The 14261-nt window shown below is 41.8% G+C and carries 14 protein-coding genes and 1 pseudogene; 9 read left to right on the top strand and 6 right to left on the bottom strand.

The genetic code is table 11. The features are described from left to right. Nucleotides 1-78: 78 nt before the first annotated feature. The 3 genes from NST74_RS11350 to NST74_RS11360 are packed head-to-tail and all read right to left on the bottom strand — an operon-like array spanning nucleotide 79 to nucleotide 1794. A complete protein-coding gene (locus NST74_RS11350) occupies nucleotides 79-927 on the bottom strand; it encodes a hypothetical protein (protein WP_341112098.1) in 849 nt (282 codons plus the stop codon). Then, nucleotides 896-1420, bottom strand: a complete 525-nt coding sequence (locus tag NST74_RS11355) for an RNA polymerase sigma factor (protein ID WP_341112099.1) — start codon at nucleotides 1418-1420, stop codon at nucleotides 896-898. The genes NST74_RS11350 and NST74_RS11355 overlap by 32 nt, the downstream gene beginning before the upstream one ends. Before the next feature lie 56 nt (nucleotides 1421-1476). Continuing rightward, nucleotides 1477-1794, bottom strand: a complete 318-nt coding sequence (locus tag NST74_RS11360) for a MazG-like family protein (RefSeq protein ID WP_341112100.1) — start codon at nucleotides 1792-1794, stop codon at nucleotides 1477-1479. Nucleotides 1795-1891: 97 nt separating this feature from the next. Here NST74_RS11360 and NST74_RS11365 point away from each other — a divergent pair, with 97 nt between their 5' ends. The 5 genes from NST74_RS11365 (at nucleotide 1892) to NST74_RS11385 (ending at nucleotide 6796) form a co-directional block, all read left to right on the top strand. After that, a complete protein-coding gene (locus NST74_RS11365) occupies nucleotides 1892-2470 on the top strand; it encodes an LOG family protein (protein ID WP_341112101.1) in 579 nt (192 codons plus the stop codon). 165 nt (nucleotides 2471-2635) lie between these two features. Beyond that, nucleotides 2636-3385 carry a GTP pyrophosphokinase gene (locus NST74_RS11370; RefSeq protein ID WP_042126617.1) on the top strand — a complete coding sequence of 250 codons (750 nt, stop codon included), beginning with the start codon at nucleotides 2636-2638 and terminating at the stop codon, nucleotides 3383-3385. Nucleotides 3386-3552: 167 nt separating this feature from the next. Further along, a complete protein-coding gene (locus tag NST74_RS11375) occupies nucleotides 3553-5178 on the top strand; it encodes a glycoside hydrolase family 9 protein (protein WP_341112102.1) in 1626 nt (541 codons plus the stop codon). 113 nt (nucleotides 5179-5291) lie between these two features. Continuing rightward, nucleotides 5292-6041, top strand: a complete 750-nt coding sequence (locus tag NST74_RS11380; protein WP_341112104.1) for an ABC transporter ATP-binding protein — start codon at nucleotides 5292-5294, stop codon at nucleotides 6039-6041. Continuing rightward, entirely contained in the window at nucleotides 6038-6796 is a 759-nt protein-coding gene (locus NST74_RS11385) for an ABC transporter permease (RefSeq protein ID WP_341112106.1), read from the top strand. Before NST74_RS11380 ends, NST74_RS11385 begins: the two co-directional genes overlap by 4 nt. A 7-nt stretch (nucleotides 6797-6803) precedes the next feature. Here the strand turns inward: NST74_RS11385 and NST74_RS11390 are convergent, their stop codons facing one another. After that, nucleotides 6804-7010 (bottom strand): excalibur calcium-binding domain-containing protein, encoded by a 207-nt coding sequence (locus tag NST74_RS11390; RefSeq protein ID WP_231574261.1) that lies wholly within the window; start codon nucleotides 7008-7010, stop codon nucleotides 6804-6806. A gap of 258 nt (nucleotides 7011-7268) precedes the next feature. Between NST74_RS11390 and NST74_RS11395 the strand changes: the two genes are divergently transcribed. Further along, on the top strand, nucleotides 7269-7763 hold the full coding sequence (locus NST74_RS11395) for a hypothetical protein (RefSeq protein ID WP_341112107.1): 495 nt from the start codon (nucleotides 7269-7271) through the stop codon (nucleotides 7761-7763). Nucleotides 7764-8000: 237 nt separating this feature from the next. Here the strand turns inward: NST74_RS11395 and NST74_RS11400 are convergent, their stop codons facing one another. Next, a complete protein-coding gene (locus tag NST74_RS11400; RefSeq protein ID WP_341112108.1) occupies nucleotides 8001-8858 on the bottom strand; it encodes an alpha/beta hydrolase in 858 nt (285 codons plus the stop codon). Nucleotides 8859-9032: 174 nt separating this feature from the next. Between NST74_RS11400 and NST74_RS11405 the strand changes: the two are divergent. Next, nucleotides 9033-9620 (top strand): annotated as a pseudogene (locus NST74_RS11405) (cupin domain-containing protein); the annotation flags it as partial. Nucleotides 9621-9937: 317 nt separating this feature from the next. On the opposite strand, the gene NST74_RS11410 reads toward NST74_RS11405, so the two are convergent. Then, nucleotides 9938-10933, bottom strand: a complete 996-nt coding sequence (locus tag NST74_RS11410) for an acrylyl-CoA reductase family protein (RefSeq protein WP_341112109.1) — start codon at nucleotides 10931-10933, stop codon at nucleotides 9938-9940. Nucleotides 10934-11314: 381 nt separating this feature from the next. On the opposite strand from NST74_RS11410, the gene NST74_RS11415 reads away from it, so the two are divergent. Both NST74_RS11415 and NST74_RS11420 read left to right on the top strand, forming a co-directional pair. Then, nucleotides 11315-12733, top strand: coding sequence for an NAD-dependent malic enzyme (locus tag NST74_RS11415; protein ID WP_341112110.1), 1419 nt, complete (start codon nucleotides 11315-11317; stop codon nucleotides 12731-12733). A 277-nt stretch (nucleotides 12734-13010) separates the two neighbouring features. Then, nucleotides 13011-14228: a HAMP domain-containing sensor histidine kinase gene (locus NST74_RS11420; protein WP_341112113.1), complete on the top strand. Its 1218-nt coding sequence runs from the start codon at nucleotides 13011-13013 to the stop codon at nucleotides 14226-14228. Nucleotides 14229-14261 lie beyond the last annotated feature (33 nt).

A 14261-nucleotide genomic window follows, 5' to 3' on the forward strand; every position in this document is an offset into this window, starting at 1 on the left:
TTAAATAGATAAAAAAGGGTTACAATTCGGTGATGCCGATTGTAGCCCTTTTTCTACTCTTAGGAATTTCCATTACTTTTATTTTCTTTCAATTACTTTCGCGATCAAGGTGCCATCCGATTCAAAGGACAACAATAGATTTTTAACAGCGGTCTTTCCATTCGTAAAGGTAACTGTTACCGTTATATTTTCCTGTGGGAAGTCGGCAGGATTAACAGTGATATCCTCAGCCATTTTCATTGAGACATACCACGGCCTCCATTCCACCCCGAATGACTTATCTCCTAGTTCCTCATAATAATCGGCGGTTACTTTGTTTCCGATCTGTTCATAAGGTCTATAGGAGGGGAGTAACATTACATTGAATCCTGTCGCAGTTTTACTGTTCGCTTTGGCTTTAATATAACTGGGATCTTGATTCTGCATTATGGTGTCTATGTAGAGTAATTCTCCAAGCTTGCTGGTGTAAGTAACGGACTTAATTCCCTTTCCTGATATAGTAAAATAACTGTTGCCCTCTATATAAGTATTGTATGTAGTACTGCCGTCATCCTGTGGTATGGCTTGGTTTCGTTTGAGCATTCCAAAAGGTAATTCGATCTGGGCATCGTCAGCCATCTCAATTCTAATCTCATCAGGAGAGGCAACACGAGGTTCTTCTATCCCTGCTGCGTAAGCGACCATACTAAATGAGGGCTGCTTGGAAGTACCTATAAGGGCAATGCCACCTGCTAACAGGCCTAATGCGAGTGCGGCTGCAGTAGCTGTTAATTTAAGCTTTTTTCGTGTTGATGTTCCTAAGTTTCTCTGAGCAGCAAATTGTTCTTCAAGTTGCTTTTGTAGCAAAAGCTTATGTAGTATTTTATCTTTTTGCGCTGTACTTGGTGTTAGGGTTTCAATGGAATTGTTCAATTGTTCTGTCTTCATGGCATTGACCTCCTATAAGATTGAGCCTTAACCGCTTGCGGCCGTTTCTCAGCTGTGAACGTAATGTACTGTCCTTTAAGCCGAGGAGAAGAGCAATTTCTTTGCTGGAATATCCTTCATAGTAAAAAAGATACAACACAATTTTGTACTTGTTCGGCAGCGCAAGCAGCGACTCTAATGTTTCATCGGAGGTCTGTTCCAGTAACGCAGAAGATTCTGATACTTGCTCAAGGCTCGACCTTTTTCGTTTCCACCAGTATTTTAGGATGTTTTTGCAATGATTTTGGGCGGTTACGATCAGCCATGCTTTTTCATGCTCGTCGTTTGCAAAGGCCGGTGCAGACTGAATCAGCTTCATAAAAACAGACTGAACAGCATCCTCTGTGTCGGATACATTTTTCAGGAACATATAACTGACCCGGTAGATTGTTTCGAAGTGTCTTTGATAGATACCGGTGATTTCCTCATTGGTTCGCGGCAAGGGCTCCTTCATGAGTTCCCTCCTCTCATATATAACACAATGATCACCTTTAAAATGTTGTGCTCTACTTAGGAATTAAATCGTTTCACTAATTTTTCTCTATGCGCAGTAAATGCCTCTTCTAAAGTGATGCCATACAAATCGGCTAACAATGCGATATTTCCTAGCACATCTCCGATTTCCTCAATCAAGTCGTTTCTCAGTTGCTCTGGTGGAGGGGTAGATTCATCTGGACGATCTCTTCCGATTTCATAGGACCGTACTGCCCGTGCAACCTCACCGGTTTCTTCCATAAGAAATCCAACCCTTATAAAAGGACCGTAATCGGCCCAGCCTCTTTGCCCATAAAAGCTTTTTATCCATTTCTGCACTTCATTGATCTCCATATTATGTAGCACTCCTTAATCTTTAACATGATTTATTCACCAACATATAGTATATTAGATGTCGGATATTATCAATATATAGTTTGGGGATGAGGATTTGAAATCAATTTGCGTTTTTGCAGGATCGAATTTAGGGGTACATGAGGAATATAAGGATAAAGCTGTTGAACTTGGAAACTACATGGCGATGAATAATTATCGCTTAATTTACGGGGGGTCAAGGATCGGATTAATGGGTGAAGTCGCCAATGCTGTGTTGAAAGGTGGAGGTGAGGTGATCGGGGTTATGCCTAGAGGGTTGTTTAATGGAGAGATGGTACATAGAGAATTAACGCAGTTGATAGAAGTAGACGATATGCATGGACGTAAAGCAAAAATGGGAGAATTGGCGGATGGTTTTATTGCATTACCCGGTGGTTTTGGGACGTATGAAGAGCTGTTTGAGGTTTTGTGCTGGTCACAAATTGGTATCCATAAGAAACCGGTGGGTGTTCTAAATATCAGGCATTATTTTGACCCTCTGATGAATCTAATTCAACATAGCATTAATGAGGGATTTTCTAATGCTTCACATCTCAGTCTGCTAAACCTATCAGATGAGCCGCTGGAGCTCTTAACGTTACTGGAGGGTTATATTCCCCAGACGCTAGAACAAAAGTGGAAACAGCTTAACTAGAAAAGAGTTCAAGCGTATTCTTAAGACAACATGAGTTTGAAAAAGGGCTGTATGTTAATCTTGCTGTCTTCTCTAAATTAATAAGTGAAATCCACTGAATTTGAATTTCACTAGTGGATTGGCTATGATAAATATAGAGAATCGCTACAAGAGGAGAAATGGATTATGACCCCCGAGAATCAAATTGAACAATTTAAAAAGCTAAAGCACGAGGTTACCCGTTTTATGTTGATTTATAAATTTGCATTGGATGAGATGGAGACGAAGATTGAGATCCTGAAACAGGAGTTTCAATCTCTTCATGATTACAGCCCGATTGAACATACCAAATCACGGATCAAGTCTCCAGAGAGTATTATGAACAAAATGCTGCGCAAAAATGGCGAATTATCACTGAACTCAGTGCGAAATTGTATTAAAGACATTGCTGGTTTGCGGATTACCTGTTCTTTTATCTCAGATATTTATCATGTTAGTGAAATGCTTCAAAAGCAGGACGACTTAACGGTTCTTGAAGTGAAGGATTATATTAAGAATCCCAAGCCTAACGGATATCAAAGTTTGCATTTGCTGATTCAAGTACCAGTATTTATGTCAGATCGTCAGGAGCTAGTGTGCGTTGAGGTACAAATTCGTACCATTGCTATGGATTTCTGGGCAAGTCTCGAACATAAAATTTTCTATAAATATAATAAATCGGTACCAGAGAGTATGACACGTGAGCTGAAAAATGCTGCGGATGCCGCTCATGCCCTTGATCTACAAATGGAGCGGCTGCACCGAGATATAAAGGAAATCAAAGACGATGATGAAGATGATCTTAGCTCCTTCGAGGAGGAGCTTCGCCGTATAGTGGTTCATAATAAGCAATTCACACTTCCAGCTAACTTTATTAAATTGCTTGACGGCAAATAAGCTGTGTTTATTTCCTAGGGTTATCCGTTTCGTTTCGGATTAGCTCTAGGTTTTTTCTTGTATACATCATTGCCAGGGATAACTAAAATAGAGTATTCTCAACTTGAAAGAGAGACTTATAACTTGTAATCATCAGCTTCATCAAATTGATATGAAGGAGAATGAAGATGAGCGAGCGTACACTCCGAACCATTACTGTTAATCAAATTGGATATCCGGTGGATAGCGAAAAGATTGCGGTATTTTCTGGTTCTGGACATGACTTTAGGATCGTTAATGTGGACAGTGGTGATGTAGTATTCGAAGGGGTATCGGGTGCAGAACGGGTTGATGAGGCAAGCGGAGTAACTGTGCATACAGGTGATTTTTCTGAGGTTAGTGCTACAGGTAGATACCGGATTGAGCAGGGTGAGGGGATAGCTTCGGCATCATTTATAATCTCAGATAAACCTTATCATGAGCTTCAACAGGGCTTGCTGAAGGCCTTTTATTATTATCGCTGCGGGGTTGAGTTAACGGAAGAGTATGCTGGAGATTGGAAGCATAAAGCATGTCATACAGCAGAGGGAATTGTATATGGACAAACAGATCTTCGACTGGACTGTTCTGGAGGCTGGCATGATGCAGGTGATTATGGGAAATATAGTGGACCCGGAGCAAAGGCCATCGCTGATCTTTTGCTAGCCTATGAATTATATCCATCCGCTTTTGTAAGCGCTATTCCGATCCCTGAAAGTGACGGGCATACACCAGATATACTGCTGGAATGCAAAGTGGAGCTGGATTGGTTGTTCAAAATGCAGGACCATAGAACAGGTGGAGTCTACCATAAATTAACTACATTGAGCTTCCCCGACCTGGATGTAATGCCTGAGGATGATACAGCGGATCTATTTTTCTCACCGGTATCAGCCACTGCCACCGGAGATTTTGCTGGAGTCATGGCCATGGCTGCAAGAGTGTATGAGCCATTTGACTCAGCTTATGCGAAGAGATGTCTGGCTGCAGCAACACTAGCTTGGGACTGGCTTGTTCAACATCCAGACGCACCCGGCTTCACGAATCCACTTGAAATTAGCACTGGAGAATACGGGGATGGGATCGATAAGGATGAGCGCTATTGGGCAGCAGCAGAGTTATATCGTACGACGGGGAATGAAGAATACCATCAAGCTGTTCTGCAACTAGTAAAGCTAGAATTTCCGAAATACAGTTTAGGCTGGGCAGATATGGGCGGCTATGGGACGCTTGCGTACCTGCTAAAGGGTGAGGAGCAAGCAGACCGAACTTTGTATACATCTTTAAAAAAAGGGCTTATAGCTGAAGCGGAACGTTTAGCAGAAGTGAGTCGTAAGGATGGTTTTAGAATCTCCTTGAAAGAGGTGGATTACATTTGGGGAAGTAACATGCTCGTAATGAATAACGCAATGCTGCTGCTTGCGGCTGAATATTTTAGTGGCGATTCGAGTTTTGCGGTCTGTGCGCTAGATCATTTACACTATCTGATGGGGCGTAATGTACTTGATATCAGTTATGTTACCGGATATGGCGATCGTCCCGTGAAACATCCACACCATCGTCCATCTGTTGGTGATCATGTGGCTGATCCAGTCCCGGGTCTAGTGTCTGGGGGGCCAGATCGTGGGCTCCATGATGAATATGTAGTAGAACATCTGCAAGGCAAACCAGCCGCTCAGTGTTTTGTAGATCACGAACTTAGCTATTCCACGAATGAAGTAACGATCTATTGGAATTCACCGGCAGTGTTCGTTACAGCTCGATTTAATCAATAAATTGAAGGGAAAGGCATGTCTCTTAGAGGAGATGCCTTTCTCTTTTTTTATGTTAAAATGCTATAATACGTGGTGGTATGTAATTTGTACGTGTGGCAATAGGAGGTAAGGCATTGGGCCGTATTTTTGAAATTCAAGGAATTGCAAAACTGAACTGGAAAAGCAGCGAACAGGCTACAAAATATCTATTCTCGGACATCTCCTCAGAAATAACTGAATCGGACCGGATCGCTTTGATCGGCGCCTCAGGTCAAGGTAAAAGCACACTGCTTAGAATAATGGCTCTGTTGGATGCTCCGGATGAAGGGGATATGCTTGTTAATGGCACTTCATTCAAAAGCATGGATTCAAGGCTGTGGAGAATGAAAGTAGGGTTTGTGGCTCAACAAGCGGTTATGTTGCCTGGCAGTGTGGAGGATAACCTAAGAACCGTCAGTAAGCTGCATGACAGACCGTATGACCTTAAACTAGTACAGAGACTATTGGGGCAGCTTGGGCTGGATCAATTGGATTTAAGTAAAAAAGCGGCAGATTGCTCTGGCGGTGAGAAGCAGCGGATATCCCTAATTCGGTCATTGCTGCTACGACCTAATGTTCTATTACTCGATGAAATCACAGCATCACTAGACATTGACAGTACTCAAAGGGTTGAGGATCTGCTAGTACAGTGGCATAAAGAAGAAGGGACTTCAATGATATGGGTGACTCATGACCTTAAACAGGCTAGCCGAATAAGCACTACCACATGGTTTATGGGGAATGGTAAGCTGGAACAACACTTGAGTGAATCTTTTTTTGCTGAATCTGCGGAAGCTTTGGCCAAAAGGTTTATTCGACCGTTAGAAGGAGCGTCATTATTATGAGTTATACTGCACTGAGCTTTACGCTTCTGTTTGTGTTAGGGACGATGTTAGTCTCAGTATGGCAAAAGCTCGGACTGGAAAAAGATATTATTGTAGGCACCATAAGGTCGGCGATTCAATTGCTAGCGGTCGGATATGTGCTGCAATTTATTTTTAAAACTGATCAGATGATCTACGTCATTTTGATTATTATCTTCATGATAAGTGTTGCCGCATGGAATGCAGCGAAAAGAGGGAAAGGACTACATGGATTAGTCTGGAGAATTGGACTTGCGATCGCCTCTATGGAGCTTCTCATGATGGGCATTCTGCTTGGCTTACATATTATTGACGCGACTCCACAATATATCATTCCGATTAGTGGCATGACCATTGGCAGCGCCATGGTTGTCTCGGGGTTGTTCATTAATCACATCAAGCACGAAATACAGCAGAGCAAAGGGGAAATCGAAACCCTGCTGTCACTCGGTGCAACGGTTCCACAGGCGATTCATGAAGTTAGAAAAAGATCTGTGAAATTCAGTATGATCCCAACCATCGACGGAATGAAGACAGTAGGCCTAGTCCAGCTTCCAGGGATGATGACGGGTATGATTATTGCAGGTGCTGATCCAGTAATCGCAGTCCGCTACCAGATTCTGATTGTGTTCTCATTCACCGCTTCTGCGGCCATAACAAGTATACTGCTTAGTGTAATGAGCTACCGGCTCTTTTTCACACCGGACCTACGGCTTAAGCAAACGGTAGAACTATAATAGAATTTTATTTCTCACAAGCGATTCCGTCATTGTCACGGTCGCTTTTTTTGTTGGCATTATAGAGCTCTTTGGATACGTAGGGTTTATATTTTGTTTTGCCGCCCTTGTTCTTAGTTGAACTGGAAAGAGCAACACCGCCTTTGTAATCTTTATTTAATTCTGTGCAGTTCTTGTAAGTTTTGGCTTTGGATTCAGCGTTTACCGTGCTCATGGTACCGATGGATAAAGTGAGTAGCAGCCCTGTTGCTATGCATATACTTATCGTTTTTTTCAAGGGAAACATCTCCTTTGGATGAAAAATTCAAGCTAGTACTTTCGTTTATGCACTAGTCCTAGGAATATAATACTATAGAAATGGCACTTGGGAAGTGGAAAGTGACATAATTATTGTTGTTAAGATACATAGAAATTAGCGATAACGGGGAATAATTAGAATTCAATTCACATGACGTGAAAAGCTTTCTATGAGGTGATTCTGATTAGTAAAAAGAAATTGGCGGCTACCCTGATCGCAGGCGTATTGCTTCTGCCGGGAATCGCAATAGGTGCAGCTGACACCGGAACGGTGTTTCATTCTAATGGAAAGCTGCTCTCAGCCATGCCTTTGCCAGCCCCGGAGTCTAAACGAATCTTATTACCAACTGCATTTCAAGCAGCTGAGTTATACGGGTTCGGTTTACAGCACCGGAATGCATCGATTCAATATTCGATCTTTTCCAAAGAACTCAAAAAGGTTATGTATCCGCAGTTTGTTGAACTGAACTGGGTAACTGGCGTATCCAGCCCATGGATCACAAAATACGAGGTTACTAAAGAAACAGTAATTAACCCAAATTCAGAGGTTATAGAAATGCGCATAGATTCCGCGACCTCAAATGGTCCGGAACCATCCATGCTTCTGACGATCTCACTTGTTAAAGATCATAATAGCTGGGTGATTACCGGCGTGAAGCCGAATCCTTAAAAGTATGGAGAATAGGAAAAGAGCAAGCGTAATAGGGAACATTCCCGTACACTTGCTCTTTTTTATAAGATTCGAAAGCATAAATAATCAGTGTACGCTGGGGGCTATACAAAAAGTATCGCTTCACTCGATCATTGCGGACCGTATCACTCTTATTCTCCTTCAATTCGCATTATTAGAGTAATTTTGGGTGAACAGCTGTATCTGAGTCCGATAGCTTCGCTGATTTGCTATTTTCTAGTCTCTTCCCGCCTTGACCATTAATTCCGCCATCATTTTTGGCTCAGTTCTGACAGTGGTCATATGATCTCCTTTACCCTCGATGAAGCGAAAGACGCCTAAATGACTGGACTGAGTCGGATGAAATCCATATGGACCTTGTGGGATAGCCGTGTCTTCCGTCAGATAAAGATAACTTTTAGGGATTTGGAGACTGTAGAATTTCTTGAGATCTAGCTTTTCGAATAGTGGGGTAGCCGGTTCAGGTGGTGCTTGTTTATAAAAGGCTTGTGCTTGCGCAAGACTTGCAGTGTTGACGAATGTATCCCGAAAGAGCGGGAAAGGGAGTGTGATGGTGTTATTGCCGGATGCGTCTTTAAGCTGTTCAAAGGCTTTAAGCGTATCTGCCGGAAACTGATCCGCCACACTTTGTCCGTCTAGCGGCGCGAAGGCATCGAAGAACACGATCCGTTTGATCCGATCAGGGACTTGCTGGGAAACTGTTTGGATGACTGACCCTCCAAAGCTATGTCCAAGGAGAATAAAATTCTTCAAGTCTTTTTGTTTGATATAGTCGACAACGGACTTTGTGATTTGCTCATGCGTTACGTTATTATTCTTATCCGCACCGTGTCCGGCATATTCCGGCGTGTAGACGGTGTGCCCTAATTTGCGGAGCTCGGCTGCAGTTTCATCCCAAAACCCTGCTGTAGCCCAAGATCCATGGATCAGAACAAAGGTTAATGGAGTCTGTTTGGAAGAGGATTTGTGGTCAGCGGCTGCAACAGTGGAGAGTTGATTCATAGATTGCATGCCCATCATGGTGAAAAGCGTAAAACATAACGCTAAAACTATTTTAGTGTGAATCGATTTCATACTTTGCCTCCTGTGTAGTGTGAGAATTTAACACTATAGAGGGTGCCCCGTTTAACAGTGAAAGATGAATTTTTAATGGAGTCAGTGAATCTCCGGCACCTAGGCATAGGCAAACGCATATCTTGTTGTTAGGGAATTCAAAAAAATATAGTAACAGAAGGGTAGGAATAATCAGTGACTTCATACATGGACTACACGTCCCCAGATACAGAATTTACTTTTGATGTGAACACTAATACTCTCTTTAAAAAGGATGCCAACAACTTTATTAATTTGCTGTCCGTTAAGCAGTTGAACACACTGGAGAATACTTCGCTCCTTGATATTTTTCTTAGTAAATCGAATGTGGTAGAGCCACATTATCATCAAAATGCGGCAGAGCTTGTCTATTGTATCTGCGGTTCAGCGGTAGTGTCCTTAATCAATCCGTTTACAAATGAACTTTTGCATTTCCCAATTTGTCCAGGTCAAGTGGCAAATGTCCCGCAAGGCTGGTGGCATTATGAAGTGGCAACGGTCGATAATACTCATTTGCTCGCGATTTTTGACGCACCTATTCCTGAGGTTATCTTAGGTTCGGATATTCTAAGCAAAACTCCGGCGAATGTATTAGCTCATACTTACTGTTTGAATGAAGCCTTGGTAAAGGAAGCCTTAGCGCCTATTAAACCTGGAACCTTTATCGGCCCACCTGCCGACTGCTGTGAGGAAGATAAAGTAAAGGGAGTTAGCAATATGGCTCCTAATATGGCTCCTAATATGGCTCCAAATATGAATATGCATGCAAATATGAAACCGAACATGCAACCGAACATGCACCCACACATGCATCCGAACATGCAGCCATACGCTCATATGCAAGCTCAACCCATTCCCATCTCTTCACAAATGCCTCCAGCGACGCAAGCATTTAATTACCAGCCTTACCCGATGCAAGGATATTACACGCAAGGCTATGAACAGCACTATCGTCAACAGCCTTATGTACAACAACAACCGAATTATCAATATTCAAATAATCAAGAGTAACTACAAAAGACCTCCCGAGATCATTTCTCGGGAGGTCTACTTGTTATGGCTTAAGAAATACGGACAAGCACTCTTCCTCGTGTGTTTCCTTGCAGAATATCATCCAATGCCTGCGGTAATTCATTTAAGGTTACTTCACGATCTACAAGGTTCTCAAGCTGTGCAGGCTTCAGATCAGTTGCCATCCGTGTCCACACCTTTTCACGAAGCGAAGCAGGGCACTCTACGGAATCAATGCCTAGCAGATTAACTCCCCGAAGAATAAACGGAAGGACAGTAGTCGGAACAGAAGTGCCGCCAGTCAGGCCGCTTGCTGCAACAGAACCTCTGTAAGAGATTTTACTCAAAATCGCGGCAAGTGAGTTACCCCCAACGGAATCTACAGCAGCCTGCCATTGCTGTTTCTCTAAAGGCTTGGTCGAACTGCCAGTAACCTCTTCGCGTGAAATGACTTCTTCCGCACCAAGACCTTTTAGATAGTCATTAGCTTCGGCATTACCAGTACTGGCCACAACGCTATAGCCCTTTGTGCTAAGCATAGCGATAGCAGATCCACCTACACCGCCGGTCGCTCCTGTTACGAGGACTTTACCTTTGTCTGGTACTATGCCGTTGTCCTCCAGTGCTTGAATGGACAAGCCAGCCGTCAGTCCAGCGGTACCATAGATCATAGCTTCTCTTAGTGTAAGTCCTTCCGGGAGCGGGGTGATCCAAGCAGCAGGAATACATGCGTATTCGCTATATCCTCCAAAGTGAGACACGCCAATACCATACCCTGTCGCAATGACTTGCTGTCCTTCTTGAAACCGCTCGTCTGTGGAAGACACTACAATACCAGATAAGTCGATGCCAGGAATAAAAGGGTAGGATCTTAAAATTTTTCCGTTTGGGATACTGGCTAGTCCGTCTTTATAGTTCACACTGGAGTATGCAACTCTAATTACAACTTCTCCTGCGGGTAGTTCTTCTAAGGTAACCGGCTTAACAGCGACGGAGAATGATGATTCTGTTTTGTCGACAACTAGTGCTTGAAATGATTCTGTCATAAGTGTAAGCTCCTTCAACTACGTTATAGGTAAGACATATATATAATATTTATTCTGCCCAGTCAACTTGTCATTGTCTATGATATAACGCAAGTGAGACTCCGTGGATCGCACTTTAATTGTGATTTGTAACATTATAATCAAACTAGATAGAAAGAATCCTGAGCATGACCTATGCAGAAGATTATGATTTGATTATTTTAAGGTGAAAACGGCTTTGTGCCCGTCGCTACCATCCCTGATGTATTTGGTCCTGGTGCCTAAGGGAATACTGTATAAAGAAAAATACTAAGGTGATCTATTCAATAGGATGAAAGTTTGTTTAAATGGTATAGTATAGTGTATTTGAAATCTTAGGATTGTAGAAAGAGAGGCTAATTCATGGCGATTGCAACAACGATGATTGTAAGGCTCGAAATTCGGAAATCGGTTGCTTCTTTTGGTGATGTTGCTTCAGGAATTGCCACTGCTGGCGGAGATATCGTTGCGATTGACGTGATTCGTGCAGGTAAGGACGTAACAACTCGAGATATAACAATAAACGTGCAAGATGCCGCGAATGGAGAAATCATGTCTATACTATCGAAGATGCCAGGGGTCAAAGTAATCAACGTGTCAGATCGAACATTTTTAGCTCATCTAGGCGGGAAGATTGAAATCACACCTAAAATGCCTATCAAGAATCGTGAGGATTTATCGCTGGTGTATACGCCGGGAGTTGCCCGAGTGTGTACGGCAATTGCTGAAGATCCGAACAAAGCCTATTCATTGACGATGAAGCGGAATACTGTAGCTGTCGTTACGGACGGTACGGCTGTGCTTGGACTAGGAGATATTGGTCCGGAAGCGGCTATGCCTGTTATGGAAGGTAAGGCGATGTTGTTCAAACAATTGGCGAACATCGATGCCTTTCCACTATGCTTAAATACCAAAGATCCAGATGAAATCATTAATATTGTAAAAGCAGTATCTCCTGGATTCGGGGGAATAAACTTAGAGGATATCAGTTCTCCGCGCTGTTTCGAGATTGAACGTCGGCTTGCCGAAGAGCTGGATATTCCGGTATTTCATGATGACCAGCATGGTACATCTGTAGTAGTTTTGGCAGGTCTTCTGAATGCTCTTAAAGTAGTAGATAAATCTATTGAAGATGTTCGGATTGTAGTTGTGGGGATAGGTGCAGCAGGGGTATCCATCTGTAATATGCTTCTGGCAGCAGGAGCACGCAAGATCTATGCGGTAGATCGTGAAGGCGTTCTTAGAAAAGATCTTCAGTACGATAATCAGGAATGGCGGAAGCTTGCTGACGCAACGAACCCGGAAGGCATTGAAGGTGGACTGACGGAGGTTATGCAGGGAGCCGATGTCTTTATTGGGGTGTCACGCGGCGGGATTCTATCCGTCGATCATCTCAAGAGCATGGCCAGCGATAACATTGTGTTTGCAATGGCGAATCCGACACCGGAGATTGAACCAGAATTGGCTGAGCCTTTTGTTCGTGTATTAGCGACAGGTAGAAGTGACTATCCGAATCAGATTAACAATGTGCTGTGTTTTCCCGGGATCTTCCGTGGTGCACTGGATTGCAGAGCAAAAACAGTGAATCTTGAAATGAAGCTGGCCGCGGCAAAAGCGATTGCTTCCGTCGTCCATCCGGATGAAGTTAATGAGCAATACGTAATCCCGAGTATTTTTAACGAAAAAGTAGTAGAGCTAGTACGTTTGGCAGTGATCCACGCAGCTATCGCAACAGATGTGGCCCGCCGGATTCCTAAGGATATTGCTAAGGATATGGAATAAAGGTTAACTATAAATGGACTGCTTTGCTTAGTGAGAGAGCAGTCTGTTTTTTTTATACATTGACACATAACTGGGTGTCGTATCATAATTAGGGCTAAAAGTACCTATTCCCATTTTAATAAAGGCACTGATATAATTACTATAATGTATAAGATGAATTAAATAAGTTTGATGCAATGATATGTAGAAAGGGCATCCAAGTGGGTGCCCTTAAATTTTTCCTCTAAAAAGGGTATTTTTCCAAAAAGGGTTAAATTAATTTAGAAGTGGTGAATTCATGAAAGAGTTCTACAGTCAGGTGAATCGGAAAATTTATTATATTGTTATGTTATTAATCATTATTCTTATGATATCTGGATTAATACTATCAACAACAGAGTTAAACGGGATTAATTTTGGATACATTGTACATTTTTTGTGTGTGATGATTCTATCCATTAGTTTATGGATCTATCCTAAGTATGAGACATATACCTTTAGAAAGATAATCATTCTTTTTGGATTTGCTTACTTCTATACTCTTTTCTTTTTATATCCGCAAACTTGGACCACCTATATATTGATTTGTCTTATTCCCGCACTTTCTATTCTATTTTTCGATTTAAAACTGTTCTACTTTTCCTTTATAATAAATGGATTATTAATGGTAATCACTTTTAGTTACGTCATTTTTATTGATAAAGGTGAATTATATACTTATTTACATCATGATATTGTAGGCAACATTATTAATATAATAGCTGTTCAAGCGTTATTATTTTTCATTTTCCATTTATCATTTAAGCGGGTGAAGAAGCAGCAACTGTATTATGAACAATTACAGCAATCCGAGCGGTTAAAGATGGTAGGACAATTAACAGCTGCTGTTGCGCATGAAATTAGAAATCCAGTAACAGTGGTCAGAGGCTTTTTGCAATTGTTTAAAGAGGACACTTCATTTGATGATCCTATGAAAGGTAAGTTCAACTTGATGATTGATGAATTAAACACAGTAGAACAGATAATCTCTCAATTTCTTACCCTTTCAAAACCAAATGGAGATCAAAGACTAGAGAAAGTAGATGTGAAGGAAGTTCTTCAAAGTGTTACAGGTCTGCTTCAATCCTATGCCATGCTGTCTGATAATCAAATCGATATAAAGGTAGAGGAAGATTGCTTTATTTCTATTAATAAAATAGAGTTTAAGCAGTTACTCATTAATATTATAAAAAATGCGCTAGAAGCATCAGATGTTGGGAAATCCGTCTCAGTCACAGCAAATAGAAATAATCATTTTATCGAGATATTGATCATGGATGAAGGCAGTGGAATGTCCGAAGTAGAGATTAAGTCGCTCGGCACACCTTTTTATTCATTAAAAAGTAATGGAACCGGTTTAGGGTTAATGATTTGCTTTAATATTGTAGAAAAATATGATGGGGAAATCTTTTATAATAGCTCTAAAGGTAAGGGGACAACCGTTACTATTCGCTTTTTAGCTACGAATGATCAATAATATTCCAAAAATGAAAAGTTAATTCTGGAGGGA

It is taken from the genome of Paenibacillus sp. FSL F4-0125, assembly GCF_038008565.1.
Classification (GTDB): domain Bacteria; phylum Bacillota; class Bacilli; order Paenibacillales; family Paenibacillaceae; genus Paenibacillus_AQ.

Excerpts from the sequence above, each read along its gene's own strand:
- NST74_RS11350 (WP_341112098.1), bottom strand. The coding sequence starts at position 927 with ATGAAGACAGAACAATTGAACAATTCCATTGAAACCCTAACACCAAGT.
- NST74_RS11355 (WP_341112099.1), bottom strand. The coding sequence starts at position 1,420 with ATGAAGGAGCCCTTGCCGCGAACCAATGAGGAAATCACCGGTATCTAT.
- NST74_RS11360 (WP_341112100.1), bottom strand. The coding sequence starts at position 1,794 with ATGGAGATCAATGAAGTGCAGAAATGGATAAAAAGCTTTTATGGGCAA.
- NST74_RS11370 (WP_042126617.1), top strand. The coding sequence starts at position 2,636 with ATGACCCCCGAGAATCAAATTGAACAATTTAAAAAGCTAAAGCACGAG.
- NST74_RS11375 (WP_341112102.1), top strand. The coding sequence starts at position 3,553 with ATGAGCGAGCGTACACTCCGAACCATTACTGTTAATCAAATTGGATAT.
- NST74_RS11385 (WP_341112106.1), top strand. The coding sequence starts at position 6,038 with ATGAGTTATACTGCACTGAGCTTTACGCTTCTGTTTGTGTTAGGGACG.
- NST74_RS11390 (WP_231574261.1), bottom strand. The coding sequence starts at position 7,010 with ATGAGCACGGTAAACGCTGAATCCAAAGCCAAAACTTACAAGAACTGC.
- NST74_RS11400 (WP_341112108.1), bottom strand. The coding sequence starts at position 8,858 with ATGAAATCGATTCACACTAAAATAGTTTTAGCGTTATGTTTTACGCTT.
- NST74_RS11410 (WP_341112109.1), bottom strand. The coding sequence starts at position 10,933 with ATGACAGAATCATTTCAAGCACTAGTTGTCGACAAAACAGAATCATCA.
- NST74_RS11415 (WP_341112110.1), top strand. The coding sequence starts at position 11,315 with ATGGCGATTGCAACAACGATGATTGTAAGGCTCGAAATTCGGAAATCG.
- NST74_RS11420 (WP_341112113.1), top strand. The coding sequence starts at position 13,011 with ATGAAAGAGTTCTACAGTCAGGTGAATCGGAAAATTTATTATATTGTT.